Source organism: Micromonospora sp. NPDC023737, assembly GCF_040639715.1.
Classification (GTDB): domain Bacteria; phylum Actinomycetota; class Actinomycetes; order Mycobacteriales; family Micromonosporaceae; genus Micromonospora.
In genome coordinates this window covers 405,793-431,702 of record NZ_JBFAAL010000003.1, presented here as the reverse complement: position 1 = coordinate 431,702, position 25,910 = coordinate 405,793, and the positions used below count along the sequence as shown (strand labels likewise).

The window sequence follows — 25,910 nt, the reverse complement described above, 5'->3', positions numbered from 1 at the left end:
AAGACGCCGGCCGGGTGGGTTTCCCCACCCGGCCGGCGTCCGGGCCCGTCCTTCAATCCGGCCTGGGAGAGCCGGTGGTGGTCGGGTGCCGGTCTGGGACCGGATTGTCTCAGTGCTTCTTGAACACCGGCATGGTGTCCAGCGTGGTGGTGATGTTCTGCGTGGTGCCGCCCCGGTATGTCTTCCCGGTGAAGATGTCGGTCCAGTCGTTGCCCGGCGGGAACCACACCGACGTGGTGGCGGTGTTGCCGGGCGTCGTCACCGGTGCCACCAGGTAGTCCGGACCGTAGAGGTACTCGGAACCGGCGGTGGCGTACGCGGCCTGCTCGTTCGGGTACGCCAGGTACATCGAGCGGACGATGGGCGTACCCGTGCGGGTGGCCTCCTGAGCCGCGGCGTAGGTGTACGGCAGCAGTTCCTCCCGCAGGTTCAGGAACTTCTTGGCCGACGCCTCCGCCTCCGGGCCGTACTGCCAGGGCAGCCGGTCGCTGTGGTTGGAGTGCAGCCGGTCGATCGGCTGGAACGTACCGAGCTGGACCCACCGGGCGTACAGGTCGTCCGGCAGCTTCGTGCTGCCCGGCTCACTGCCCGGCTGCTGCAGGCCACCCGTGTGCCCGCCGATGTCGTGGCTGACCGCGGCCAGCCCGGTCGCGGCCGACTCGCCCGGCGTGTAGCCGACCTCCATCTGGAGGGTCTGCCAGTTGGAGGTCGTGTCGCCGGTGAAGTGCAGCGTGGTGCGCTTGTCCGCCCACGGTCCGGTCGGCACCGGGGTCGGGCTGCTGTAGCCACCGGCCTGCAGCGACCCGTACGCCCGAGAGAACGCGAAGCCGGTCTTGTCGGCGTACTGCTGGTTGATCCACGCGTCCGGAGTCACGCCGTCGAGCGAGGACTTCGAGTTGTCGCAGCACCAGTCCATCCACCAGAGGTTCGGGCCGTTGCTGCCCTTCGGCACCATCTCGTCGTGGAGCTGCAGGTACGCCTTGAGCTGGTCGGGGTCACCGAAGTCGAACGCGTAGCAGTCCGCACCGCCGTTGCAGCCGACGCGCTGCAGCTTGCCCTTCGCGGTGGCCTGCGCCTGTGCGAACTTCGGGTCCGAGCCGAGGATGCTCGGGTGGATGTTGATACCCGTGTGCAGGCCCTCCTTCTTGGCCCACTTGAAGAAGGCCTTCGGGTCGGGGATGCGGGTGGGGTCGATGCTCCAGCCGTTCCACTTGTCCGGCGCCTTGATGTCGGTGTCGAGGACCAGCGCGTCCATCGGCACGCCCTCGGCCTTGGCCTTGGCCACGAGGTCCTGGAATTCGGCGGCGGTGCGGTCGTAGTACTCGGACCACCAAACCCCGTACGTCCACTTCGGCAGCAGCTTCGTGGGCCCGGTCAGGGTAGACAGGTCCTTCAGACCACGGGTGAAGTCCTGACCGTACGCGAAGACGTAGCCGTCCTGCTCGGCGGCGGGCCGCGGCTTGGTGTCGCGCAGGGCCGAGGCCGAGTCGTCGAGCAGGTACCAGCCGTCCTGGTAGAGCAGGCCCGGGCTGGTGAGCGCGGACCCGCTCACGCCGTCCAGGCCCCGGCGGTAGCCGCCGAGCGGCGCGTGCGGGGCGAGCAGCGGAGAGTCGGCGCTGGTGACGGCGACCGTGTCGACGTTGACGTTGCAGCTGTCGTCGGTGGGGCAGCCCAGCGTCACGGTGTTGGTGCCGCCGTCGAGGTGGACCGGGACGGAAACCGTGTTCCAGTAGTCCCATCCGCTGGTCGGCGGGAGGGTCGCCGTCGCCGGTGCCGCCGTTCCGGCCGTGACCGACATGGTGCGCGACTGGATCGGCTGGGAGCCGGCCTGACCGTTGGCGTAGCGGATCTGCACCCGGTAGTCACCAGCGGACGGCACATCGGTCACGGTGAGCGCGACGGCGGACGAGGTGTTCTCCAGGCCGGCCAGGAAGCCCGTGCCGGAGGCGCCGTTGTGGTCGTTCGCGGGCTTCGCGCCACCGGTCAGCGCGCCGGTCTCCGCCTCACCCAGCATCCCGAACCGCAGGGGCTGCGGCTGGGGCGCGGCCGGTGCCGGGAACGAATCGCCCGGGTTGACCACCGCGAGGCTGTCGATGTTCACGTTGCCGGAGTCGTTGGGGCCGCGTACGACAGTGATCTCGTGCCGGCCCGCGGTGAGGTCGAGCGGCACGCTGGCCAGGTCCCAGGTGTCCCAGTTCGCGGTGGGCGGCAGCGTCAGCGTGGGGCCGGCCTCGCCGTCGACCTGCACCGTCAGGGTGCGGGTCACGTTCTGGCCGTCGCCGCCGGCACTGTTGGCGTAACGGACGGTGAGCTGCTTCGTGCCACTAGCCGAAGCGTCGAGCGCGAACTTGACCGAGTCGCCGGACGAGGCGAAACCGGCCGCGAAGCCACGGCCGGTGTACCCCCGGTGGTCGGTGGCCACGCCGGGACCGTTGAGCTGCAACGATTCGGCCTCGCAGAGCACACCGAACGCGCAGTCCGGGGCGGCGCGGTCGGCCCATGGCCGGCCCTGCACGACCTGCTCGCCGGTCTTGAGCTGCACCGTGAGGTTGTCGGCATTGAACGCGCCCGAGCCGACCCGATAACGCAACGTCATCGCACCGGTGTCGATGCTCAGCCAGCCGTTCTCGACGTGCTTCGTGAAACGCGTACGGGGGAAGTCATCGCGCCCGATGGCGTTGAACGTGGCGGCGTCGGTGAACTTGCCGTCCTTCTGGTACTCGGTGCGGATCAGAGTCGGGGACAGCACCTCGAAACGTGCGTCACCGGACCGAACGGCTCCGTCTTTCGCCTTCTTAGGGCCGGCCTGGGCCGGTGCGGACGGAGCGAGTATCAGCCCCGTGACGAGGATGCCGGCCGTGGCGGCTGCTGTCGCGCCACGGCGGCGTGAATTCCGATAGAGCAACGTGCGCTCCTCGTCTCACATGGAGGAAATATGGCGATGACAACGTTGTCACCAGGCTGAAACACCTGTCAACGGACCCTGCCGGGTGTCCCTTCTCTCTTACTCTCCGTCAACGGTCGCACCGGTCCAGCTGTCAACGCCTGATGCCGGACATTTCGATCCGCCGTAGGGCCGCCCCCGGCGCCGCCGTCGAGCCGCTGCCAGGTATCTCGTGGCGCTCACTCGACGTCCGCGACGCCATTGCCGGCGCTGTCACGTCCAGCGGTGTGCGAGCTCAACCCGACGGCTCACGCGGCAGCCAGCAGAACCGGCAACTTACGCATGTCCTCGAAGACGACCGTGGCCGGACCATCCAGCCAAGATGCCGGAGTCAGCCCGCCGGCGTAGCCGAAGGACCGCATACCGGCGGCGCGGGCCGCCTGCACGCCGTAGCGACTGTTCTCGACCGCAACGCAGGCACTCGGCGGCCCGCCCATCCGCGCTGCGGCGCGCAGGAACAGATCTGGGCGGGCCTACCCAGGGCCACCTCGCTCGCGCTGAAGATGCGACCCGCAAACCGGGGGTACGGACCGGTGCGACCGAGGGTGTGCCGCATCTTCTCGTGGCGGCTCGACTCATCCACCGGCAACCGCGACGCGCCAACGGCCGCCATGCCGAACGACTCGCTCAGCGGTCACCACGTCCGGCAGCGGCCGGAAGGGCGGGCCGCGACGAGCGAATCGGCAGCAGTCAGCAGAGCGGCACCGAGAAGCACTGTGTCCTTCAACAGAAATTGCCCCAGCTGAGAGATGCTGAATACCCCCTGGCCTTCCTGCCGGGCCTCCGGCGTCGTGACCAGGAAACTGAGCGTGGTGAGGAACATCCCTGCCGCTCCGAGGCTGCCGATCGCCGATGCCTTCGGCGCAAACGGCTTCGCGGCGATCAGAGAGCCCACGGTGAGTTCCGTGATCCCGATGAGCCGGTTGAGCTTCTGTGCGCCCAACTTCTGGCGGAGCCGTGAGAACAGCGGACTCGAAGTCACCAAGGGCTCGTCGTTCTGGACCTCGTACTGCTTGAACTTGAGCGCACCGATCCACAAGATGTTCGTCGCCAGTCCCGAGCGCAGAATCGAGAGGCCTACAGAGGCGAGGTCATCGGCGGAGGCGTGTCGTGTGCCCATCGCTCGCTCCTAGTCGCTGGGTCGACGGTCGGTGTGCTGCGAGCCATTACCCGCTACAGCCAGCCACACACCGAGGGCGCGAACAGCGCATCCCGCCTCGACCGGGCGTGGGACCTGCGTGACCTTGGGTATCGGGACGTGCGTAACGGAAACTCGGCTCGCCTGTGACTGTCCTCAGCGAGAGGCCGACGTCGACGCCGGAGACGTCGACCCCACCGGCGGTGGGAGCGGCGAGGCGCCCGGGGAGGCCTCGAACGCCTGGATGGCGAGCGCGGCGAAGCGCCGGGAAGCCGTGATCCGGGCGGCCGGTGAGGTCGCACGGATGCCGCTGTTGGCCATCAGCACGAGGAGTACGTCGTCCAGGACGAAGTCGGAGCGCAGGCGGCCGGCGGCCATGGCGCGGCGGGCCAATTCAGCTATCGCCGTGAGCGCGTATTCGCGACGCGCCTCAAAATCCAACGCCTTGGGAAAGGCCGCGACAAAGGCGGCGGTGAAGCCCTCGTCCCGCGCGTGCAGGTCACACATTTTCTCGATCACGAGACAGAAGCCGCGCCAGGGATCCGGGTCGGCGAGCCCCTCGTCGACAATGTCGTGGCACGCGTGCATCTGCTCCGTAAATGCCTCGGTGACCAGATTCTCCTTCGTGGGGAAGTGGCGGTACAGGGTCGCGGGCGCGACTCCCGCACGCCGGGCTATCTCCCGCATCGGAGCGTTCACACCGTCGGCTGCGAACACCGCACGGGCGGCCTCGAGGATGCGCCCGCGATTGTCCAGCGCGTCGGTGCGCAGGGGGTGAGACAAACCGTCGGTCACCACTCTCACTTTACTCGGGCGGAGAGTTGGGCCCGTTAACGTCCGCGGGCATGAGAGCGCTGCAATTCTCCGAATACGGTCCGGCGAGCGTGCTGAAGGTCGCCGAGATGCCGGAACCGCACGCCGGACCGGGCCAGATCCGGGTGACGGTCCGGGCCTCGGGTGTCAATCCGGCCGACACGTACGTCCGTGCCGGCCGGTTCCAGGAGTGGATTCCGCTCCGCCTGCCGCACGTGCCCGGAGTAGACGCGGCCGGCGTGGTGGACGAGGTCGGTGCGGGGGTGACCACGGTTCGAGTGGGTGACGAGGTCTTCGGGATCACCGACTACGCGCAGATGGGCGGCGCGAACGCCGAATACGCCGTCCTGGCCGCGTGGGCACCGAAGCCGGCCGCACTGAGCTGGGAGCAGGCCGGCGGCGCCGCCGGCAACATCGAGACGGCCACTCGCGTGCTCGACCGGCTGGACGTCGGACACGGCACCGTCCTGCTGATCGAGGGCGCGGCCGGCGGCGTCGGCACGACGGCGATCCAAATCGCGGTCGCTCGCGGCGCAGCCGTCATCGGCACCGCCAGCGAGCGCAACCACGAGTTCATCGCCTCGCTCGGGGCGATCCCGACCACCTACGGCCCCGGGCTGGCCGAACGGGTGAAGGCTCTGGTGCCCGGTGGAGTGCATGTCGTGCTTGACAGCGCCGGCTCCGGGTCGCTGCCCCACCTGGTCGGCCTGGTGCCGAGCCCGGAGAGGGTGGTGAGCATCGCCGACGTCAACGCCGCCGCGTACGGCGTACACCTGTCGCGCGGCTCCGGTCCCGGCGCGGACGCGCCGTCGCTCGAAGGAATCGCCGCCGCCGGCGAGCTCGCCGAGCAGGGGCGCTTCACGGTGCCGGTCGCCGCCGTCTTCTCGCTCGACGAGGCGGCCGCCGCCCACGAGTTGAGCGAGTCCCGTCACGCGCGAGGCAAGATCGTGCTGAAGCCGTAGGCAGTACTGGCGAGCCACGTGCCGGCGCCCGGGAACGCGCACTTCGCTCCCGAACCACCCGTGATCCGGACTCCCTCGGCCGCACAACAGGCCGCTGAGCTGCAGGAAGTGGGCCGCCAGGGACTCGAACCCTGAACCTATGGATTAAAAGTCCACAGCTCTGCCATTGAGCTAGCGGCCCGACGACCACCTAGGCTACCCGACCCACACGGCGAGGCGCGCGGCTCTCAGGGCAGGTGCGCCGCAGCGACGGGATCGGCGGCCCTGCCCGGGGCTCCCGGCCCAGGAAGCCCGATGGCCGCGCGTGAACCGGCTCCGCCCCGCGCCTGGCGCTCGGGCGCCGCCGGGTGGTTCCGGGGCGTACGCGCGCAGGGCGGCTTCCTGTCGCCCGGGTGGGATAACGTGTCGCCCGTCTATCTGGGGTGGTCCCCAGGATCCGTCGGGGAAAGAAGTTGTCGCGTGTCACTTTGGAAGAAGACCACGGTCGTGGCCGTCTCCGCGCTCACCGCGCTCGCGGTCAGCGCCTGTGGTTCCAAGCCCGGGTCGTCGGAGGAGCCGAAGCAGCCCAGCGTGCTGGAGCTGCTGGCCAGCGACCTGAAGGGCTCGTTGCAGAAGACGATCGACGCCACCGACAAGAGCGACTCGGTGACCGTGGCGATGGAGGGCACGACCGCCGGTCAGAAGCTCTCGATGCAGGGCGTGCTGGACCTCGGTGACCCGGTCAAGGCCGAGATGAAGACGACGGGCCCGGATGGCACCCCGGTGACCGTCCGGATGATCGGCACAGCCGTCTACATCGAAGTTCCGGAGGCGGAGCGCGCCGAACTCGACGGGAAGCGCTGGATGAAGCTCGACCTGGCCGCCGCGGGCGCCCCGGCTGGGATGGACTTCTCCAAGCAGTTCGAGGACGTCGACCCGGCCAAGCAGGTCAAGACGCTGCTGGCCACCGACGGCGTCAAGGTCGTCGGCGAGGAGACGGTCAACGGAGCGCGTACGGTCCACTACACCGTGACCGCTCCGGTGGCGACGTACCTCGGGCAGGTCGACGCCAAGATGCGGCCGCAGATCGAGGAGCAGCTGGCGAAGCAGGGCGTCAAGGAGGTCACGGTCGACCTCTGGGTCGACGAGGAGTACCGGCCGCGCCGCACGCACATGGTCATGGGCACGATGAGCGACATGACGATCGACTACACCGACTACGGCAAGCCGGTGAACATCGACACGCCGCCTCCGGCGGAGACGGCCGACCTGGCCGAGATGCTGAAGGGCCTGGGGGATCTGACCGCAGGGAACTGATCAGTGCCGAACGCTGCCCGGCCGGTGACCGTCACCGGCCGGGCAGCGCCGTTTCCGGGACGAATCCTCTCCGGGGACGCGAGCGGCGGGCTCTCGGCGAACCGTTGCGCATTCGCCATCCCAGTGATCTTTGTCACTGTCTGCTATAGACGGACGAAATGCGTAACGACCCCGATGCGCGGGACGCCGAGTGAGTGGTGGAGGTGATCTCCACCTCGGCCATCCGTTCGGACTGGCCGACCCAGCGACCTGAGGACGTCATGCCAGCCAGTGCACCCTCCCGCTCCATCCGTCGGGCCCTTGCCACCTCCTTGTCCGCGCTCGCCCTCGCCGGGGCCTCGACGGCGCTCGTTCCGGCCGACGCGGTGGCGGCCGGACGTACCGAACCCGACCTGTTCGTCAACCTGATGACGGTCGACGCGTTGAACCCGGCGGAGGGCGAAACCTTCCGCACCCAGATCGACGTCCGCAACGGCGGCACGGGCACGTCGGGCCCGGTCAGCCTCACCGTGTCCGTGCCGGAAGGGCTCCGGACGGCGGAGCCCGGTTGGTCCGACGGTGCGTGGACCTGCACGGCGGTGGGTGGCACGAGCTACACCTGCGCCCACGCGGAGCTGGCGCCCGGATGGGCGGAGCGGGTCTGGCTGCCGTTCGTGGTGGCGGGTGCCGAACCCGGCTCCCGCGTACCCGTCACCGCGACGGTCGAGCCGCAGCGCAAGGAGAGCAACACCGAGAACAACACCACCTCGGTAGCGGTGCCGATCTCCGGCACCTGCGTGGTGCGGGGCGTGATCTGGCACGACCTGGACGGGGACGGGCAGCGCGACGAGGGCGAACCGGGCATCGCCCCAGGCCCGGACGGTGTGCTGAGTGTGAAGGTCGGGTCCCAGCAGAGCGGGACCACCGGCGGGGGCACGGCCACGGTCAACCCGGACGGGACCTGGTCGCTCACCACCCGCACCGAACTGCTCTACCGGGTCTGGATCGAGGCTGCCAACACGTACGACACCACTGCCTCGGACGTCGGCGACGACGCCACCGACTCGGACATGGTGAACACGTACGAGCGGGACCCCATCCTGCTGACCGCCAGCGCCGAGTTCAGCGCCACGAACGGCGGGGAGTACGTGGTCGACGCCGGCCTGGTCACCCGCAGCTGACCCGAGCGCATCGACGCGGAACGGCCCCGGTGCTGGTGCACCGGGGCCGTTCCGCATGCGGCCGCCGGACCATCGGCGGTCGGCCGGTCCAGCGCCGTCAGTGCTGGTCGAGCCAGATCACGATGCCGGTCAGGTCGTTGAGTACGGCCGCCACGCCCGCCCGGATGGCCGCCGCGCAGCGTTCGGCCGTGAAGGAGTTCGCGTCGTACGTCGAGGACATGCCCAGCCCTTCGCCCCGGAACGACGCGCCGGACCAGTCGGCCGCCGTCACGTTCTCGGTGGGCTCGGCGACCTCCGCGCCGACGACGAGGAACTGCTGTGACAGGTGGTTCGCGGTGACCATCGCGAGCGGGTCGATCAGGTCGTTGCCGGCGCTGACGATGAGGTCCGGGCTCATCTTGACGGCCCGGTCGATGCTCGGCACGAAGTCGTGCGCGTCCTTGGGGGCCACCGTCCGCAGGTCGACGTCCTCGTCCTCGGCCCATTCCTCGACCGCCTTGACGAGGGCTTTGGTGGGGGCGTCGTCGCCCGTGGTGAGCAGCACCACCCGGTAGCCCTTCGGCGGGTGGACCGAGTTCCAGGAGCCGGGCCGCGGCGTGACCGTCCCCTCGGGCTTGGGCGGGTCGGTGGGGTCGACGAACCCGGTGCCGAGGGCGCCGACGGGGCTGGGTTTGGGGCGGGGCTGCGACCAGTCGTCGCCGGAGCCACAGCCGGTGAGCAGGGCGGCGACCGTGGCCAGGGTCGCAACGGCCCGAAGCGGGGGACGCAAGGTGGTCGTCGTCCTCTCGAGGCGTACGGAAAGTGCGGGCTCCTTCCTATCCCAGGTCCTGCCGGATACCGGCAGCCGCAGGCCTGACCTGGGTCTTTGTTTGCCAACGGTTCGTCGATCGCCCGGTTGCCGTTCATCCGCGACATGCACCGTGCACTGGCCAACAGAAGGAAAGAGCATGTCGCAACGTATTCGCAGGAGCCTCGCCGTCACCGTCGTCGGGCTCGCCGCCGCGGTGATCACCCTGCTGAGCGCCGGGCCGGCCCTCGCCCACGGGTTCACGTCGACCGTGTACGGCGACGTCACGGTCGGCGACGAAGGTCAGGTACGGACGAAACTGGAACTGGAGTACGACCTCTTCGTCGTCTCCGCCGCCGACTACGAGAAGGACGACCCGCTGTTCAAGCAGGGTCAGCCCGCTTTCGACGATCGCGACGCCACAGGCATGGTCGCGGCGCTGAACGCCCACCGGAAGTCGACGGTCGGGTATGTCACGAAGCGCTTCTCGGTCGCGTCGAACGGTGTTACCTGCGCTCCGACGCAGGTCGGCGACTTCACCCTCGGCGTACGGGAGGGTGTGCCGTACGCCGGGATGCTGCTCGACTGGGCGTGTGCCGAGAGCGGCGCCGAGCACGAGGTGCGCAGCGGCCTCTTCCCCGACTCGGAGGAGTACGTCAAGGGCACCAAGACGATCCTCACGTACGACGTCGACGGCAGCTCGGGCAGCGCCGCGCTCGACGCCGAGCACCCGTCCTTCTCGACGGGTCAGACCTGGTACGAGCGGTTCTGGGAGTTCCTGCGCCTGGGTGCCGAGCACCTGCTGACCGGGCTCGACCACATCCTGTTCCTGCTGGCGCTCATCGCCGGATCACGGCGGTTGCGCGAGATCGTGCTCGCGGCCACGAGCTTCACGCTGGCGCACTCGGTGACCTTCATGCTGGCGGCGCTCGGCTTGGTCGACGCACCGGCGGGCATCGTGGAACCCGTCATCGCCCTGTCGATCGCCGTGGTGGCCGCCTGGCACCTGTTCGGGATCTGGCGTCGCGGCAGGCACGCGACGGATCTGGAGACGGCGGGCCACGGACACTTCAGTTTGGACCGCGCGGGCTGGCTCCGCCTCGCAGTGGTGTTCTGCTTCGGCCTCGTACACGGTCTGGGTTTCGCGGGTGCGCTGGGCATCGATGAGGCTTGGTCCTGGCAGTTGCTGTGGTCGCTGCTGGTGTTCAACGTCGGAATCGAAATCGTTCAACTCGCGATCATCGCTGTCGTCTTTCCGCTGCTGGCGGTGCTGCGCCGGCGCTCGCCGAAGGTCGGCCTCTGGGCCACCGGCGCAGTTTCCGCGGGTGTGGCCGGTATGGGGCTTTTCTGGTTCGTGCAGCGTGTATTCGGATTCTGAGAAAACGCTGGTCTTCCTGGGCGCGATACCGACCGGCCGGGCCGCATTCATGATCGGTTCACCGAACACCGACAGGTTGAGGTCGCTCTCGCAACACCTCTCATCCGAAAAGGACGGAAATTGATGAGACTGAGCACCTCGGCACAGGCCTCCCGGCTTGTGCGCCGTCGCATGGCCACTGGGGCCGCTGCGGCGATCTTCGGCATGGGCGTGGCCCTCAGCGGTGGCCTGACCACCGCCGCCAGCGCGGCCGACGCCACCTCCTACAGCGGCATCGTCCTCGGGGTGGGCGCCAACGAGACCCAGCGCATCGTGACCTGGTACTCCTCGGGTGACACCGCGCAGAAGGTCCAGGTCGCCCCGACGGCTTCGATCGTCAACGGCGAGTTCCCGGCCGATGCCATCACGTTCGACGCCACCGGCGCGGCGAACACCTCCACCACCGGGTTCAACCGGCACGCCACGATCACCAACCTGAAGGAGAACACGGGGTACTCGTACCGCGTCGGCTCCGAGGGCAACTGGTCCACGGCGTACGCGTTCAAGACGCAGGACTTCGAGGGCGACTACGACTTCCTCTTCTTCGGTGACCCGCAGATCGGCTCCTCCGGCGACATCGCCAAGGACCAGGCCGGCTGGGCGGAGACCCTGCGTTACGCCACCACCGCGAACCCGAACATCGAAATGCTGGTCTCCGGCGGTGACCACGTCGAGTCGGCGAACAACGAGTCCCAGTGGAACGCGTTCCTCGCCCCCGACGAGCTGCGGCAGTACCCGGTCGCGGCCACCATCGGTAACCACGACGTCGGTGGCAAGTCCTGGGAGCAGCACCACTTCACCCCGAACACGGACCGTTCGAGCCAGTACTACAACGGCGACTCGGCGACCCGTTCGGGCGGTGACTTCTGGTACGTCCACAAGGACACGCTGTTCATCGACCTGAACAGCAACAGCTACGCCAACCCGTCCGACGGCTCGCTCGGCGGCGACGCGGCGCACGTCGCGTACGTCACCGATGTGATCAACAAGCACGGCGCCGAGGCGAAGTGGAAGGTGCTGGTCTACCACCACTCCATCTACTCGCCGGCCAGCCACGCCACCGACGGTGACAACGTGCAGCGGCGGAAGGACTTCACCACCGTCTTCTCCGACCTCGGTGTCGACCTGGTGCTGCAGGGGCACGACCACAGCTACTCCCGCAGCTACTCCATCAAGAACGGCGAGAAGGAGAACCCGGCCGAGCAGCCGGGCGCGGCCGACGTGTTCCCCGGCCCCGGCGGCGTCATCTACGTGACGGCGAACTCGGCCTCGGGCTCGAAGTACTACGACATCAAGAAGCCGAACGCCGCCGAGGCGGGCAAGCCGCACGGCAACGGTCCGGACCCGCTGGACCCGGACAAGTACTGGTACAACTCGGTGCAGAACCAGGAGCACGTCCGCACCTACGTCAAGGTGGGCGTGAAGGCCGACAAGCTCGTCGTGGAGAACATCCGCAGCGGCACCTGCGCGGCCCCGAACGCGGCGGTCGAGAAGGGCCTCTCCTGCACCAACACCGCCGAGGGCCAGCCGGTGGGCTCGATCGTCGACAACGTGACGATCCACCCGTACCACGGCAACGGTCAGGACATCCAGGTCAACGTGCCCACGGCGACCGGTGAGTTCGGCTGGACGATCGACGGCTACAACGGCCTGGTTGACCTGGGCACCGCGAAGGAACGCGACGCGTTCTCCTTCGAGGCGACCGGCAAGATCAACCCGATCCTCGTGTCGGACAGCCGCTTCTCGCTCGCCCCGTGGTCGATCTCGGCCAACGTGAGCGACTTCAAGGACGGCGACAAGACCATCGCCGGCTCGTACCTCGGTTGGTCGCCGCAGGTCGTCTCGGCCGGGGCCGGTGCCACGGCCGGCGCTCCGGTGGCCTCCGGTTACGACGACCAGGGCCAGGGTCTCGCGATCTCGCGCGGCCTCGGTGCGGCCGACCAGGGCCACGCCCGCGGTACCGCGAAGCTCGGTGCCGACCTCGACCTCAAGTTCCCGAACGAGGTCGCCAAGGGTAGCTACCGCGCCACCCTCACGATCACTGCCCTGAGCAGCTGATCGAACCTGCTCCACCGGCGGGGTAGGCACCTTCGGGGCCTACCCCACCACCCGTTTCGACCCTCCCCAAGATCACACCTAGCAAGGACCAGAGATGCACGCGCCCGCAACGCGCTGGACGACCCGGACCGCCAAGCTCCTCCGTACGACAGTCCTGTCCCTGCTCGCCGCCGTCGCGGCCGCCGGCATGAGCGCCGGTCCCGCCCTGGCAGCCGACGGCGACGTCACCTGGACGGTCAGGACGGCCTCCAACAGCTACGGTGCGACCCGGTCCAGCTACAGCTACAACGTCAACCCCGGCGGCACCATCGAGGACGGGATGGTCGTCGCCAACCGCGGCAAGGCCCCGCTGAACCTCACCGTGTACGCCGCCGACGGCTTCACCACCGAAGCCGGCCAGCTCGACCTGCTCACCCGGGACAAGAAGTCGGTCGCCATCGGCGCCTGGGTACACCCCGACAGCGCCAGTGTCGCAATCAAGCCGGGGAAGACCGCGACCGTACCGATCAAGATCAGCGTCCCGGACAACGCCACACCCGGCGACTACGTCGGCGGCATCCTCACCTCCCTGACCCAGCCCGACCAGGCCGAGGGCATCAACGTGGATCGGCGACTCGGTATCCGGATCAAGCTGCGGGTCGGCGGCGAGCTGAAGCCGGCGCTCGCGATCGAGGACTTCGACGTCGACTACAGGGGCACCTGGAACCCGTTCGGCCGGGGCGACGCCACCATCACCTACAAGGTCCACAACACCGGCAACGCCGCCCTGTCGAGCCAGCAGGCGGCCTCGGTCTCCGGCCCGTTCGGGCTGCTGCGCACCAAGGCCCACGACCTGCCGAAGACGCCGGAACTGCTGCCCGGCGAGAGCTGGCAGGTCACCGTACCGGTCGAGGACGTGAGTCCCGCGTTCCGGCTCGCCGCGACCGCCACCCTCACGCCGCTGCTCACCGACCCGTCCGGCTCCATCACCCCGCTCGACAAGATCTCGGACACCGCGCACACCTGGGTCGTTCCGTGGACCCTGTTGCTGCTGGTCGTCGTGGTGGTCGCGGCCGTCGTCGTGGCGATCCGCCTCACCCGCCGCAACCGGGTGCGCCGCAAGCAGCGCGAGGACGCCCGCGTGCAGGAGGCCGTCGAGCAGGCGCTCCGCGGACCGAAGGCGTAGCACGCCGAGCGTTCAGACGACCTGACGCGCGGTGAAGACACCCGCCCGTTCCACCACGGCCACCACGGAGAGGAGCACCGTGGTGGCCGCGGTCGCGACGAGCAGCGGAAGGCCCGCGGTGACCACACCGATCACGACCAGCAGGGGCACCCCGACCAGCCGGGGCCAGGAGAGGCGGCGGTGGATGGCGGTGGAGAGCAGCAGCCGCCCGGTCAGGAAGAGGGCCGGCCCGGCCACCACGAACGCCACCGCCCCCGCCTCGCCCGGGCGGGCGATGACCAGCTCCGCGCCGGCGGCGGTGGCCACCACGCCACCGACGATGACGAGGTGCAGGTACGCGGACTCGGCACCGAACCGGGTCGGGTCGGCGCGCTCGATCGCCGGAGCGAGCTGCTGGCCGGCCGGCGTCACGTAGAGCAGGCCCAGCAGGACCGCGGTGGCGAAGACCAGCACGAACGCGACGGTGTGCGCCGCCCCGGTGCCGGCGCGGGTGTACCCGAGACCCGCCGTCAGGACCAGCTCGCCGAGCGAGATGACGAAGACCTGCTGGAAGCGTTCGGCGAGGTGACGTCCGGTGAGCTGGAGTTCCTCGGGAGTGGCTCGTCCGAGCCCGGGCACCGGCCAGCCGAGCCTGGGCCCGAGGTAGTGGGTCGTCAGCGCGAGCAGCCAGAGCGGGACGCGCGCCGCCGGCGTGAAGACCCCGGCCATCCACAGCGCGCCGCTGACGACGGACCAGCACAGGATCCGCAGGGTGCGTCGGTGGCGAGGATGGTTGCGCAGCGCCAGGAGGCCCAGCAGGCCCCGGCCCAGTTCGGTGGCGACGAGCGCACCGGCGAAGAGTTCGGCCCGCCCACCGAGGGCGTTCGGCGCGGCCGCCCCCATGAGCAGACCGCCCAGCGCGGCGCCGATCAGCACCACCCGCAGAACCAGCGCGCCCGGGGCGTACCAGTCGGCCGACCAGGTGGTCGCCACCCACAACCACCAGAGCGCGGCGAGCAGGATCGCGGCCCGCAGCGCCGCGGCGAGGCTGAGGTCGACGAGCAGGACCATGGTCAGCTGGTTGAGCGCGAATACGAATGCGAGGTCGAAGAAGAGCTCCAGGAAGGTGGCGCTCGCCGGGTCCTCGCGGTGCCGCAGCAGCCGCTCGGGCCTGCTCACCATCCGCGCTCCTCCGCCCGCCTTCCGCTGATGTCGTACCACCCGGCCCGACGCTCGCGTGGCGAAAACGGGGACACGGCCGCACGGGCCGTGGCTCGACGGGACGACGCCGAGATGCTCGTGCCGGAGATCGGCGTGCGCGACGCCGGATCGGCGGGCGGCACGGTGCGGGACGACCCCGCGGGAGGTCGTGTCGTTGATCCGGCTGCACCCCACGGCGTGCGCGAACCACGGTGGGGGCACCGACCGTCGAGGAGGACGCGATGACCAGTCAGCGGGAGACCGTCCAGGTCGAACCCGACCTGTTCCGAGCCGTCTACGATTCGCCCGCCGCGCTACCCGGCCGGCACCGCTGGACTACCCCGGAGTCGGACGTACGGCGGTTGGAGAAGCTGCTCGGCATCCCGCCGCGCAGTATCGGCGCCCCGCTCTGGGTCAGCGGCGACGAGCCGGACTGCCCGAAGTGCGGCCGGCGGGTGACCTGGTACGACATCGTGTCGTCCGCGCTCGACGGCGTACACGATCGGACGATGATCGCCATGGTGATCCTCGGTGACCGCAAGTACGTCAACACCGAGGTGCCCGACGCCATCCCCAATGTCCGTTGCAGCGACTGCCACACCGCCATCGACGGGCTGCGCAGCTTCAAGTGCCACAACTGGGCGTACGCCTTCGAGGCGCTGGAGAAGGTCCGGGAGCGGATGTCCGGCGGACTCGAGGTTTCCTGATCCTCAGTGACCTGCCCCGGATCGTGGCCACCCGCCCGTGCGGCCGCTGCGACCAAAGCCAGGTGAATCTCTCGCCGTTCGTCACTGCTGTTGAATCTCGGTGATCCGTACCTTTCATCGGGGTTGACGGAGTATCAACGATTGGTGAGGTGATTCATGGTGAGGACCGGCACGATCGATGTACCGGAGTTCAGCGCCGACTGGTATCAGGACATCGTCGACGCGGCGGCGGACAGTCCGCAGCCAGTGCAGTGGTTCGCCGGGCACTTCACCGAGGGGGCGATCGTGCTGCTCGGCCTGCTGCTGCTGGTCGCCGCGGTCACCCGCCTCGGCGCCGGCCCACGGGACCGGGCGCTCGCTCTTGTCGCGCCCATCCCGGTCGTCCTCGCGTACGGCTGCAGTGAAGGGCTCAAGACTCTGGTCGACGAGGAACGGCCGTGCCGCGCGGCAGTTCAGGCGATCATCGCCGGCTCCTGCCCGCCGACCGGTGACTGGTCGTTCCCGAGCAACCATTCGACGGTCGCGGGCGCTCTGGCGGTCGCCACCCTGCTGCTCGCCCGCCGGATCGGCCTCGTGGCACTGCCCGTGGCGGCGCTCGCCGCATTCTCCCGCGTCTTCGTCGGCGTGCACTACCCGCACGACGTGGTGGCCGGTCTGCTGCTCGGCACGGGCGTGGTCCTGCTGCTCGTCCCGCTGCTGGTGCGGCCGGTCGCCGCGCTGCTGCGCCGCCGGTCGCATGCCGAGCCGCCGGTCGCCGACCCGATCGGTGGTTCCACCCGCCGCTGACCGGTCGCGGCCGCTCGGTGCTCATCCCGTCAGGAGCAGCGCGGCGATCGTGCCGAGCACGAGGAACGGACCGAACGGCACATGACCGGACCAGCGGACCCGGCGAGCCGCGAGGAGCCCGAGGCTGACCAGGGCGGACAGCCCGAGCGCGAGCAGCAGCCCGGCCACCAGCACCGGCCAGCCGTGCCAGGCGAGCAGCGCCCCGACGCCGAGGGCCAGTTTGGCGTCGCCCAGCCCGAACCCCCGTGCGCCCAGCAGCAGGGTGGTCGTGGCGAAGAAGAGCGCGAGCCCGACGCCGCCCAGCACGGCCCGCAGCCAGGGGCCTGCTCCGGCGCCGTTCATCGCCGCCAGCCCGAGCAGTGCCCCGACCCCGGCCGCCGCCGGCCAGGTGAACCGGTCCGGCAGGCGGTGCACGGCGACGTCGATGAAGCACAGCGGCAGAACCCAGCCGAGCCACCAGGCGACGGCGAGCATCTCGGCCGCGGGCGGACCGAGCAGCACCAGCACCGCCACCGCCCCGATCGTGGCCAGTTCGACGCCGCCTGGTGGCGGACCCACTCGGGCCCGGCAGCGCCCGCAGCGCGCCGCCGGGCCGAGCGCCGGCCACGGCCGCCGCAGGTCGACGGGCTCGCCGCAGGTGGAACATCCGGCGCTGCGGGCGGATCGGGCCGGTACGGCGTGCCGTAGCACCGCCAGCCGCAGCAGCGGGGTGAGCGTGAGACCGGCGAGTGCGGCACGTCGGGCACCGGGTCGTCCGCCACCGCTGGCCGGGCCGTCGCGCGATGTCGACGCGCGCTCCTGATCGGATCGGGGCAGGCTACCGCTCAGCTCCATGACCACCACCAGGCTTGCTCACCCGAGTCGCCGAGGACGAACACGGAACGTAACTTAACGATCGCTTGGGTGTAGCGGATGGCGCGGAAAGTGACCGGGCGCCTCCACTGCGCTACGGCGAGCCCAGCAGCGGCGACCGACCGGGGTCGACGCGGCGACACCGCTCGACGACGAGGGGACGGATCGGGCGAGATGCCGCGAGCGGGTCGAGTCGCCTCCACCGTCCGGCCGGCGCGGACCTCACCCCGTGCCGCTCCATGCCGCCGGCCGGAGCGCGGGCCGACCCGTCGGTACGCGACCCGGCCGGACTGGCTGGCAGCCACCCGCCACCACCACCTGTCATTACTCAGAGTATTCAGATGAGTTTCCTCTGTTGCATTGGCGAACGTCAGCCTATGCTCGCCCCTTGGGTGTGACGCAAGCCTCACCGAGACGATGGGACGGCATCCAGCTTCGTTTTTGCAGAAGATCCGTAAAGGTAAATGCGGCAGCGCATTCCGCAACCCCGGATGTGACCATTCGGGAGCGCTTCCGCATGCCCGGCGGCGACGAGGAGGTGACCGCCGGGTCGCCACCGAGGAGGCACGGCGGTGCGAGGAAGGCAGCTCAGCCGAGCGGCAATCTGCCTGATGACGGTCACGGCGACGGCGTCGATCACGGCGTGCGGCGCGGGCAGGGAGGCGGTGGTCCAGCCGCTGGAACCCGCGGCCGCCGAAGCCGACGCGGACCGGTACGCCGATGAACAGGCCGCGGGGAAAGCCGCGCTCGACGCGTATTCCGGCTATCTCGCCGCGTCCCGCACGGCGAGTCGGCACAGCGATCCGTACGCGCCGGAACTGGCCAGGTTCCTCGCGGATCCGCTGTTGACCCGGGTCCGAATGGCAATTCGTGACGCGAAGGAGCACGGCGCGATGCGTACCGGAACGTTGAAGTCCGACCCCACCGTGACCGCGGTCAGCCTGAGCGCCGTACCGGCCACCGTGGAGATCCAGGACTGCCTCGACGCGACCGGGTACCGGCTGGTCTACACGAAGGACCGCCGGGTCGTCCCCGGCAGCGGCCCGAAACGGTACCTCGCCACCGCCACCGCGACCCGGTACCCCGACGGTCGCTGGTTGATCAGTGCCGGCGCCGCCCACCAGGATCAGCCGTGTTGACCTGGGGAGGAAACGCTGCCCCGGCCCGGCCCCCACGGGCCGGGGCAGCCCGCCGGGCCGACGCCCGACGCCGGATGGCCCGGGTCGCCGGTCTCGGTCTGGCGGTCGCGCTGGTCGTGGCCGGCATTGGACCGGCGACCGCGGCCAAGCGGGCCGACCCGGGCGGATCGTGTCCGCCGGAGCAACACGACTGCAGCGTCTGGGACGACGACCCGGGCACCCCCGGCGGCGGGGACGGCGGTGGCGACGGCGGGGGCGGGGACTCCGGCGGAGGCGGTGGCGGCGGCAAGTGCCAGTGGAACGGCCGCACCGTGAAGTGCTACGACGACCTGCTCGGCTGGTTCAACAACGCCGACGGCTGCTACTACAAGCTGGAGGATCCCCCGCCGCCGGACACACCCGACGGCAAGCAGTGGTACCTGGTCACCTGCAACGGCGGTGACCGTGGCGACCAGCACGAGGAACTGCTCGACGGTCCCCCGCCCGGCTACGGCGCCCCGCCCGACCCCGAGGAGCTGGCCCGGCGTGCGCTGGCCCGGATCAGCATCCGCCCGCCGCGGATCGCTGTCGCACCGCGCCGCGCCACCGGCCCCGGACTGGTCGGCCTGCCGGTCTGGATGTGGGGGGAGAACGCCGCGCAGACGTTCGGTCCGGTGATCTCCGACGACGAGACCGAACGGGGACTGACCGTCGAGATCACGGCGGTCTTCGACCGGATCGTCTGGGACATGGACAACGGCGAGCAGGTCACCTGCACCGGCCCCGGCACCGAGTACAAGGTCACCGGCCCGCACGCCGGCAAACGCTCGCCGACCTGCGGCTACCACAGCGGCTACCCGAAGGCCGACACCTACGAGGTCAGCGCCACCACGTACTGGACGGTGACCTGGGAGGGCGGCGGCCAGACGGGAGTGATCCCGGTGCAGCGGAGGACGGGGACCGTCCCGATCCAGATCAACGAACTCCAGGTGGTGACGCGATGAGCCCGAGAGACGAGCCGATCGGAACGGCGGTGACCCGGTGAGCCTGGCGACGCGCAACGGAACGAGCCCGGCCGAGGCCCCGGTCACCCCGCCCAGGGTGGTCCGGCAGCGGCGAATACGTCCGGGGCTGCTGGGCCTGGCCGTACTGCTGATCGCCCTCGGCGGGTTGGGCGCCGCGTTCGCGGTCACCTCGGTACGCGCCACCGGTAGCTACCTGGCGGTGGCCCGCCCCGTGGAGGTGGGCCGGCAGCTCAGCGCCGACGACCTGAGGCCGGTGCAGGTGGCCGGCGGTCAGGGGCTCAGCCCCGTGCCGGCCGACCGGATCGACGAGGTGCTCGGCAAACGCGCCGCGATGTCGCTGGCCCCGGGCAGCCTGCTGACGATGGGGCAGCTGACCGACGCCCCGCTGCTCGGCCCCGACCAGCAGCAGCTCGCGCTCGGCCTGGGCCCGGCCGAGGTGCCCGCCCGGCAACTGCACCCCGGCGACAAGCTGCTGCTGGTCAGCACACCGGACGGCAGCGCGGGCGGCTCCGCCGCGGCCGGCGGGACCCGCTTCCCGGCCACGGTCATCGACACGGGTGCCTCCGACACGAACGACGACATCGTGGTCTACCTGGCGCTGGCCGTCCGGGACGTACCCGCGGTGGTGGCGTTGAACGCGCAGGACCGGATCGCGGTCGTGCTCACCGAGGCGGCCTGAGCATGGCGATCATCGCGCTCGTCTCCGCCAAGGGCTCGCCGGGCGTCACCACCTCCGCGTTGGCCGCCACACTCACCTGGCACCGACGGCTCGTGCTCGCCGAGTGTGATCCGGCCGGGGGTTCGATCCTCGCCGGCTTCCTCGGCGGCGCGCTCGACGGGCCACGCGGCATCGGTGAACTCGCCGTCGGCGAGTTGCGCGACGGGAACCTGGAGACCGCGTTCTGGTCACAACTGGTCGACCTGGACGCGCCCCGGCGGGAACGGCTGCTGCTGCCCGGGGTGGTCGACCCGGTCCAGTCCGGCAGCGTCACCCCACTGTGGCAACGGTTCGCCGACTTCCTCACCGGCCTGGAACGGGGCACACCCCCGTACGACGTGCTGGTCGACTGCGGTCGGCTGCACGTGACCAACCCGCCCTGGCCGCTGCTGCGCGCCGCCTCGGTGGTGCTCGTGGTCACCCGTGCCGAACTGCCCGACCTCTCCGGCGCGCAGGCCATGGTCAAGGCGATCGAGCGGGACTTCACCGAGCACCGGGTACCGCCGGGCAACCTGCGGCTGCTGCTGGTCGGTGACGGGCACGGGCGCACCGAGATCAGTCGGGTGCTGCGCCTGCCGGTGATCGCCCGGCTGCCGTACGACCCGCGTACCGCCCGGGTGCTCGCGTTCGGCGGAAACGTGCGGGCCGGACGGCCGCTGATGCGCGCGGCCGCCGCGCTGGAGGTGCCGGTCGGCGCGCTGCTGGACCGGCGTCGAGCCCGGCTCGCCTGGCCCGTCCCGCAGGGAGTCCCACATGCGCTTTGAGCCCGTCTCAACCGACCCGCGGCAGCAGCCGCCGGCCGCCGGCCCGGTCGCGCCGCCGAGCGCCACCTCGGTCACGCCGCCGCTCGCCCCGGCGAACGGCCGGCACCACGCACCGCCGCTCCCCGGGGCGGCCACCACCTCCCCGCCCCGGCCACGGGTCGACTTCCAGGTGGTCCGGGAACTGCGCCGCCAGCTCAGTGAACGACTCACCCTGTGGCAGCGCGGCCGGGAGTTCACCCCCGACGAGGAGGACACCGAGCGGGCCCGGCTCGCCGTGGCGGTCGTCTCGGAGTACGCCGACTCGGTCCGCCGGGCCGGTACGCCGATGCCCGCCGAAGAGGAGCGGAACCTGCTCGACCAGGTGACCGCCGAGCTGGTCGGGCTGGGCCGGCTACAGACGCTGCTGGTCGACGAGACCATCGAGGAGGTGCACATCCTCGGCTGTGACCAGGTGCGCATCACCCGGCACGGCGGCGGCTCCGACTGGGCTGAGCCGATCGCCGACAGCGACGCCGAGCTCGTGGAGATCCTCCAGGCGGCGGCCCGGCGGGCCGGGGCCACGGAACGCTCGCTCTCCACGTCGAAGCCCACCCTGGACCTGCAACTTCCCGACGGTAGCCGGCTCGCCGCGGTGTTCCTGGTCAGCCACCGCCCGTACGCGGTGATCCGCAAGCACAACACGCTGGACGTGAGCCTGGACGACATCGCCGGTTCCCGGGCCGACCTGGACGAGATGATCGATCCGCTGCTGCGCGACTTCCTCCGCGCGTCCATGCGCGCCGGGTTGAACATCATGGTCGCCGGGCTCGCCGGGGCCGGGAAGACGACCGTGATCCGGGCCCTCATGAACGAGATCCCGCCGGACGAGCCGTACGTGCTGCTGGAGGAGAGCCGGGAGCTGCTGCCGGCCCGCCGCCAACCCCGGCACCGGGCGGTGATGAGCTTCGAGGCCCGCGAGGGGCACGGCGAGCGGGGACTGGACGGTCGTCCGGCGGGTGAGGTCACCATCGCCGACCTGATCCCGGTCTCACTCCGGATGGGCGTACTGCGGATCATCGTCGGCGAGGTGCGGTCCCGGGAGATCGTGCCGATGCTCCAGGCCATGACGACCAGCCGGGGCTCGATGTGCACCATCCACGCCCGTACGCCGGCCGGCGTCGGCGAACGGATCGTGGAGCTGGCCCTGGCGCACGGCCGGGAGATGACCGTCGACCAGGCACGCCGGATGGCCGGCAACGCGCTCGACCTGATCGTCTACGTGACCGTCGAGGACGAGACCGCGATCGGTGGCCGCAAACACCGGTTCGTCTCGCACGTCGAGGAGGTGATCGGTGCCGGCGACGTCGGCCGGATCACCACGACCACGGTGTTCGGCCCCGGGCCGGACGGCCGGGCGGTCCCCCGGCATCTGCCGGAACGGGTACGCGACCAACTGCTCCGGGTCGGCTACGACGCGCGGTTGCTGACCCGCTGGATCGAGGCCGGTACCGGCGCCTGGCGGCGGCCACGGCAGACCCGACTGGCCCGGCGGTGACGACGTGCGCGACGGCGTCGAACTGATCGCGGTGGTCTCCGGCGCGGCCTGCGTGGCCGGGCTGCTCCTGGCAGTGGTCGCGCTCGTCGGCACCCGGCGACCGCCCGGACCTGCCCCCGGCGCCGGGCCCGGCCTGCGTCGCCTCTGGTACGGGTCGGGCGGCACTCCCGCCGAGCAGCGCAACCACCAGGCCCTGCTGATCGGCGCGCTGGTGGCCGGGGCGGCGGCGTTCCTGCTCACCGGCCTGCCCGTGGTGGGTCTGCTGGTCGCGGTCGCGGTGCCCGGCACGCCCTGGCTGTTCAACGTGGGCCGGGCCGAGCAACACGCCATCGCCCGGGTCGAGGCGGTCGGCGAGTGGACCCGCCGGCTCAAGGACGTCTCCGCCACCGGGCAGGGACTGCAACAGTCGATCATCCATACCGTCGGCACCGCGCCGGAGGAGATCGAGGAGGAGGTACGGCTGCTCGCCGCCCGGCTCCAGGCCGGCTGGCTGGCCCGCTCCGCCCTGCTCGCGTTCGCCGACGAGATCGGCGACCCGGTCTGCGACCAGGTGGTGGCCGCGCTGATCCTGCACCTGAGCGACCGGGGCGACCGCCTCGGTGACGTGCTCGGCTCGATCGCCGCCGCAGCGGCCGCCGAGGTGTCCACCCGGCGGGAGATCGAGGCGAAACGCACCCAGCCTCGGTTCGCGGTGCGCTTCCTGACCGGGATGACCCTCGCCACGCTCGGCTACGGATTGCTCAACGACGAGTACATCCGTCCGTACGCCACGCCGGTCGGCCAGCTGGTGATGGCAGCTCTCGGTGCCACCTTCATCGGCCTGCTGGTCTGGGTGCGGTCGATGAGTCAGCCGCAGCGGCCGGCCCGCTTCCTGCCCGCCCCCGACCCGGAGGAGGCGATCGCGTGAGCACGAGGAGCGGACCCCTGGAAACCACGGACCGGAACGGGAGGCCGGGCCGGTGATCACCTACCTGAACTGGCAGCTCGGGATCGCCGTGGGTGGCGGGACAGCCGTCGGGCTCGGCCTGTTCCTGGTCGTACGCGAGCTGGTGCCGGCCTCCCCGGCGCTCGGGCCGGCGCTCCGTCGGCTGCACCAGCCGGTGGGCACGACACCGCTAACCACCCCGGCCGGACGACGCCTGGAGTGGCTCAGCGGGTTCTCGCGGTGGCTGCGCCCACCGCACCGGCAACTCGCACTGATCGACCAGAGCCCCGAGCAGTACGCGCTGTCGCTACTGCTGTCCGCGCTGGTCGGGCTGGCCGCGCCGACCCTGCTGGGGGTGGCCTGCTTCGTACTCGGCATCTCCCTGCCAGTGGCGGTGCCGGTGCTGGGCAGTCTCGGGCTCGCCCTGGTCGCGGCGCTGCTGGCGCACCGGTCCGTCCTGGCTCGGGCCGCCAAGGCCCGGGAGGAGTTCCGGCAGGCGGTCTGCACCTACCTGGACCTCGTGGCGTTGCAGCTCTCCGCCGCGCACGGACCGGTGCAGTCCCTGGAGCGGGCCGCGGCGGTCTGCGACGGCTGGGTCTTCGACCGGATCGCCGAGGCGCTGCGGATCGCCCAGATGCAGATGCACTCGCCGTGGGACGAGCTGCGGGACCTCGCCGACCGGATCGGCATCCCCGAACTCGGCGACGTCGGCGCGATCATGCGCTCGTCCGGCAGTGAGGGGGCGCAGGTGCACGAGACCCTGCGCAGCCGGGCCGACTCGCTGCGCGACCAGATCCGTACCGACAACCTCGCCCGGGCCGAGGGGGTGACCAGTCGCCTCGACATCCCCGGTGCGCTGCTCGTCTTCGTCCTGCTCGGCTTCGTCGTCTACCCGTTCATCGCCCGCATGTGAACCCGATCCGAGAAGGAGCACGCCGATGTCCCTCTTCAGCTACGTGCACGTCGCGTTGACGACACGCCTGGCCGAGTTGCGCCGCGACGGCGAACGCGGGGACAGCCCCGTGCCGACCGCCGTCATCATCTTCGGCCTGGTGTTCGTGGCGACGATCGTCACCGGTCTGGCCCTCGCCAAGGCGGAGGACTGGATGAACGGCATCCCGGCCCATAGCAACCCGACCAAGCCGTAACGGCGATGCACCGAGCCGCTCAGCGCCGGGGGCACCGGACGGCACCTGCCGTCGGGTGCCCCCGCAGGTCCGTGACCGGCCGCTCCGCGCGCCGCGCCGTCCACCGGGTGGCCGGCGCGGCGCTGCGGCGGACGACCGGCGGCGGCGCGGACCGCGGCGCCAGCCCGGTCGAGTTGGCGGTGGTGATGCCCGTGATCCTGGTGCTGCTCTTCGCCTCGGTGCAGATCGCCGTCTGGTTCGTGGCCCGGTCGACCGCGCTGAACGCCGCGCAGAGCGCGGTGAACGCGCAGCGGGTGCACCAGGCTCCCGCGGACGCCGGTGCCCGGCGGGCCACCCGCTTCCTCCGCGCCTCTGGTGACTGGCTGGTCGGCTGGGAGCGACCCGGTCCGTCCTGCCGGACCGGTGCTGCCGAGGTGACCTGCACCGTCCGCGGCCGGTCCCTCTCAGTGATCCCGCTGGTGAGTTTCCCGGTGGTGCAAACCGCCCACGGAACGAAGGAACGGTGGACCACGCCGTGACCCGCGACGACCAGGGACGCGGTTCGGTCTCCATCGAGGTGGCGGTGCTCGCCCCAGCGTTCATCGCGCTGATCGTGCTGGCCGGGGTGACCGGTCGCAGCGCGGTGGCGGCCGAGGCGATCGAGGCCGCCGCCCACGACGCAGCCCGGGCCGCCTCCATCTCCCGGGACGCCGGCACCGCCCGCGAGGAGGCTCGGAAAGCGGCCCGGCAGCAGCTGAAGTGGGAGGACATGACCTGCGTCGACGGCCCGACCTTCACGTTCAGCGGCTCGGTCGCCGGCCGTCCCACCAGCTTCGGCGCGGCCTTCCACAGCCGGGCCGGCCGCGAGGCCACGGTCACCGTCGAGGTGAGCTGCACTTTGTCCTACGCGGACCTGCACCTCTCCGTGCTGCCCGGCATGCCGAGCGGCAACGCGGTCTCGGCGAGCTTCACCTCGCCGCTGGACCGGTACCGGAGCCGTGGATGACCGCCGGGCCGGGCCGCGACGCCGGGCGGGTGAGCATCTTCCTCGCGGTGGCGATGGTGGGGGTGCTCGCCATCATCGGGCTCTCCTACGACGGGGCCGGCCAGCTGCGTACCCTGCAACGCGCCGACAACCTGGCCGCCGAGGCGGCCCGCGCCGGCGGGCAGGCCGTCGACCGGGCCACCGCGATCGCCGGCGGGCCGAAGCGGATCGACAAACGGCAGGCGCGCGTCGCGGTGGCTGACTACCTCGCCGCCGCCGGCAGCGCCGGACACACGGTCAGTTTCCCGGTCGTGGCCGGCGAGACCTTGATCCGCGTACGCGTCACCGTCACGTACCGCAGGTCGATGCTCGGCCTGTTCGGCCTCGACGACACCGTCACCGTCACCGGTGAGGCGACCGCGCGTGCCCTCACCGGACCGTAGAAGGAAG

At 70.8% G+C, this 25,910-nt stretch carries 26 protein-coding genes and 1 tRNA gene; 19 read left to right on the top strand and 8 right to left on the bottom strand.

Features of this window, described 5'->3' with window-relative positions:
• Window positions 1-109 precede the first annotated feature (109 nt).
• The 4 genes from AB0F98_RS10835 to AB0F98_RS10820 all read right to left on the bottom strand — a co-directional run bounded on the left by AB0F98_RS10835 (window position 110) and on the right by AB0F98_RS10820 (window position 4,877).
• Window positions 110-2,749 (bottom strand): TIM-barrel domain-containing protein, encoded by a 2,640-nt coding sequence (locus AB0F98_RS10835; RefSeq protein ID WP_357732068.1) that lies wholly within the window; start codon window positions 2,747-2,749, stop codon window positions 110-112.
• A 443-nt stretch (window positions 2,750-3,192) separates the two neighbouring features.
• Window positions 3,193-3,381: a hypothetical protein gene (locus AB0F98_RS10830; RefSeq protein WP_357732065.1), complete on the bottom strand. Its 189-nt coding sequence runs from the start codon at window positions 3,379-3,381 to the stop codon at window positions 3,193-3,195.
• Between the two features lie 197 nt (window positions 3,382-3,578).
• A complete protein-coding gene (locus tag AB0F98_RS10825) occupies window positions 3,579-4,064 on the bottom strand; it encodes a DUF417 family protein (protein ID WP_357732062.1) in 486 nt (161 codons plus the stop codon).
• Between the two features lie 174 nt (window positions 4,065-4,238).
• Window positions 4,239-4,877, bottom strand: coding sequence for a helix-turn-helix domain-containing protein (locus AB0F98_RS10820; protein WP_357732060.1), 639 nt, complete (start codon window positions 4,875-4,877; stop codon window positions 4,239-4,241).
• A gap of 50 nt (window positions 4,878-4,927) precedes the next feature.
• On the opposite strand from AB0F98_RS10820, the gene AB0F98_RS10815 reads away from it, so the two are divergent.
• Complete coding sequence (locus AB0F98_RS10815; protein WP_357732058.1) at window positions 4,928-5,857, top strand: NADP-dependent oxidoreductase; 930 nt, start codon at window positions 4,928-4,930, stop codon at window positions 5,855-5,857.
• A 109-nt stretch (window positions 5,858-5,966) separates the two neighbouring features.
• On the opposite strand, the gene AB0F98_RS10810 is transcribed toward AB0F98_RS10815, so the two are convergent.
• Window positions 5,967-6,038 (bottom strand) — tRNA-Lys (locus AB0F98_RS10810).
• A 278-nt stretch (window positions 6,039-6,316) separates the two neighbouring features.
• Between AB0F98_RS10810 and AB0F98_RS10805 the strand changes: the two genes are divergently transcribed.
• Together AB0F98_RS10805 and AB0F98_RS10800 are read left to right on the top strand one after the other, a co-directional pair.
• Window positions 6,317-7,153: an LppX_LprAFG lipoprotein gene (locus AB0F98_RS10805; RefSeq protein WP_357732055.1), complete on the top strand. Its 837-nt coding sequence runs from the start codon at window positions 6,317-6,319 to the stop codon at window positions 7,151-7,153.
• 260 nt (window positions 7,154-7,413) lie between these two features.
• Entirely contained in the window at window positions 7,414-8,313 is a 900-nt protein-coding gene (locus tag AB0F98_RS10800) for an SdrD B-like domain-containing protein (RefSeq protein WP_357732052.1), read from the top strand.
• A gap of 97 nt (window positions 8,314-8,410) precedes the next feature.
• On the opposite strand, the gene AB0F98_RS10795 is transcribed toward AB0F98_RS10800, so the two are convergent.
• On the bottom strand, window positions 8,411-9,082 hold the full coding sequence (locus AB0F98_RS10795) for a hypothetical protein (RefSeq protein WP_357732049.1): 672 nt from the start codon (window positions 9,080-9,082) through the stop codon (window positions 8,411-8,413).
• A 178-nt stretch (window positions 9,083-9,260) separates the two neighbouring features.
• Between AB0F98_RS10795 and AB0F98_RS10790 the strand changes: the two genes are divergently transcribed.
• The 3 genes from AB0F98_RS10790 (at window position 9,261) to AB0F98_RS10780 (ending at window position 13,740) form a co-directional block, all read left to right on the top strand.
• Entirely contained in the window at window positions 9,261-10,478 is a 1,218-nt protein-coding gene (locus AB0F98_RS10790; RefSeq protein WP_357732046.1) for a HupE/UreJ family protein, read from the top strand.
• A gap of 123 nt (window positions 10,479-10,601) precedes the next feature.
• Window positions 10,602-12,575, top strand: coding sequence for a metallophosphoesterase family protein (locus AB0F98_RS10785; protein WP_357732043.1), 1,974 nt, complete (start codon window positions 10,602-10,604; stop codon window positions 12,573-12,575).
• A gap of 94 nt (window positions 12,576-12,669) precedes the next feature.
• Window positions 12,670-13,740 (top strand): DUF916 domain-containing protein, encoded by a 1,071-nt coding sequence (locus tag AB0F98_RS10780; RefSeq protein WP_357732039.1) that lies wholly within the window; start codon window positions 12,670-12,672, stop codon window positions 13,738-13,740.
• 12 nt (window positions 13,741-13,752) lie between these two features.
• Here AB0F98_RS10780 and AB0F98_RS10775 read toward each other — a convergent pair whose 3' ends face one another.
• Window positions 13,753-14,901, bottom strand: a complete 1,149-nt coding sequence (locus AB0F98_RS10775) for a low temperature requirement protein A (RefSeq protein WP_357732035.1) — start codon at window positions 14,899-14,901, stop codon at window positions 13,753-13,755.
• Window positions 14,902-15,161: 260 nt separating this feature from the next.
• On the opposite strand from AB0F98_RS10775, the gene AB0F98_RS10770 reads away from it, so the two are divergent.
• The gene (locus AB0F98_RS10770; RefSeq protein ID WP_076468897.1) at window positions 15,162-15,626 is read left to right on the top strand and encodes a hypothetical protein; all 465 of its coding nucleotides are present in this window, start codon (window positions 15,162-15,164) and stop codon (window positions 15,624-15,626) included.
• A gap of 156 nt (window positions 15,627-15,782) precedes the next feature.
• Complete coding sequence (locus AB0F98_RS10765) at window positions 15,783-16,412, top strand: phosphatase PAP2 family protein (protein WP_357732031.1); 630 nt, start codon at window positions 15,783-15,785, stop codon at window positions 16,410-16,412.
• 21 nt (window positions 16,413-16,433) lie between these two features.
• Here AB0F98_RS10765 and AB0F98_RS10760 read toward each other — a convergent pair whose 3' ends face one another.
• Window positions 16,434-17,246, bottom strand: coding sequence for an A24 family peptidase (locus AB0F98_RS10760; protein WP_357732028.1), 813 nt, complete (start codon window positions 17,244-17,246; stop codon window positions 16,434-16,436).
• A gap of 629 nt (window positions 17,247-17,875) precedes the next feature.
• Between AB0F98_RS10760 and AB0F98_RS10755 the strand changes: the two genes are divergently transcribed.
• From AB0F98_RS10755 to AB0F98_RS10705, 11 genes are all read left to right on the top strand, one after another.
• Window positions 17,876-18,403 (top strand): hypothetical protein, encoded by a 528-nt coding sequence (locus AB0F98_RS10755; protein WP_357732488.1) that lies wholly within the window; start codon window positions 17,876-17,878, stop codon window positions 18,401-18,403.
• Window positions 18,397-19,386: a hypothetical protein gene (locus tag AB0F98_RS10750; RefSeq protein ID WP_357732025.1), complete on the top strand. Its 990-nt coding sequence runs from the start codon at window positions 18,397-18,399 to the stop codon at window positions 19,384-19,386. Before AB0F98_RS10755 ends, AB0F98_RS10750 begins: the two co-directional genes overlap by 7 nt.
• Before the next feature lie 37 nt (window positions 19,387-19,423).
• A complete protein-coding gene (locus tag AB0F98_RS10745) occupies window positions 19,424-20,086 on the top strand; it encodes an SAF domain-containing protein (RefSeq protein WP_357732021.1) in 663 nt (220 codons plus the stop codon).
• Window positions 20,087-20,088: 2 nt separating this feature from the next.
• Complete coding sequence (locus AB0F98_RS10740) at window positions 20,089-20,889, top strand: ParA family protein (RefSeq protein WP_357732018.1); 801 nt, start codon at window positions 20,089-20,091, stop codon at window positions 20,887-20,889.
• On the top strand, window positions 20,879-22,423 hold the full coding sequence (locus AB0F98_RS10735; protein WP_357732014.1) for an ATPase, T2SS/T4P/T4SS family: 1,545 nt from the start codon (window positions 20,879-20,881) through the stop codon (window positions 22,421-22,423). Before AB0F98_RS10740 ends, AB0F98_RS10735 begins: the two co-directional genes overlap by 11 nt.
• A gap of 4 nt (window positions 22,424-22,427) precedes the next feature.
• Entirely contained in the window at window positions 22,428-23,330 is a 903-nt protein-coding gene (locus AB0F98_RS10730) for a type II secretion system F family protein (RefSeq protein ID WP_357732011.1), read from the top strand.
• Between the two features lie 64 nt (window positions 23,331-23,394).
• The gene (locus AB0F98_RS10725) at window positions 23,395-24,261 is read left to right on the top strand and encodes a type II secretion system F family protein (RefSeq protein ID WP_357732485.1); all 867 of its coding nucleotides are present in this window, start codon (window positions 23,395-23,397) and stop codon (window positions 24,259-24,261) included.
• Window positions 24,262-24,286: 25 nt separating this feature from the next.
• The gene (locus AB0F98_RS10720; RefSeq protein WP_357732006.1) at window positions 24,287-24,496 is read left to right on the top strand and encodes a hypothetical protein; all 210 of its coding nucleotides are present in this window, start codon (window positions 24,287-24,289) and stop codon (window positions 24,494-24,496) included.
• A gap of 107 nt (window positions 24,497-24,603) precedes the next feature.
• Window positions 24,604-25,014 (top strand): TadE family protein, encoded by a 411-nt coding sequence (locus tag AB0F98_RS10715; RefSeq protein WP_357732482.1) that lies wholly within the window; start codon window positions 24,604-24,606, stop codon window positions 25,012-25,014.
• A complete protein-coding gene (locus tag AB0F98_RS10710; RefSeq protein WP_357732003.1) occupies window positions 24,999-25,481 on the top strand; it encodes a TadE/TadG family type IV pilus assembly protein in 483 nt (160 codons plus the stop codon). The genes AB0F98_RS10715 and AB0F98_RS10710 overlap by 16 nt, the downstream gene beginning before the upstream one ends.
• Window positions 25,478-25,903 (top strand): hypothetical protein, encoded by a 426-nt coding sequence (locus AB0F98_RS10705; protein WP_357732000.1) that lies wholly within the window; start codon window positions 25,478-25,480, stop codon window positions 25,901-25,903. The genes AB0F98_RS10710 and AB0F98_RS10705 overlap by 4 nt, the downstream gene beginning before the upstream one ends.
• Window positions 25,904-25,910: the final 7 nt, after the last annotated feature.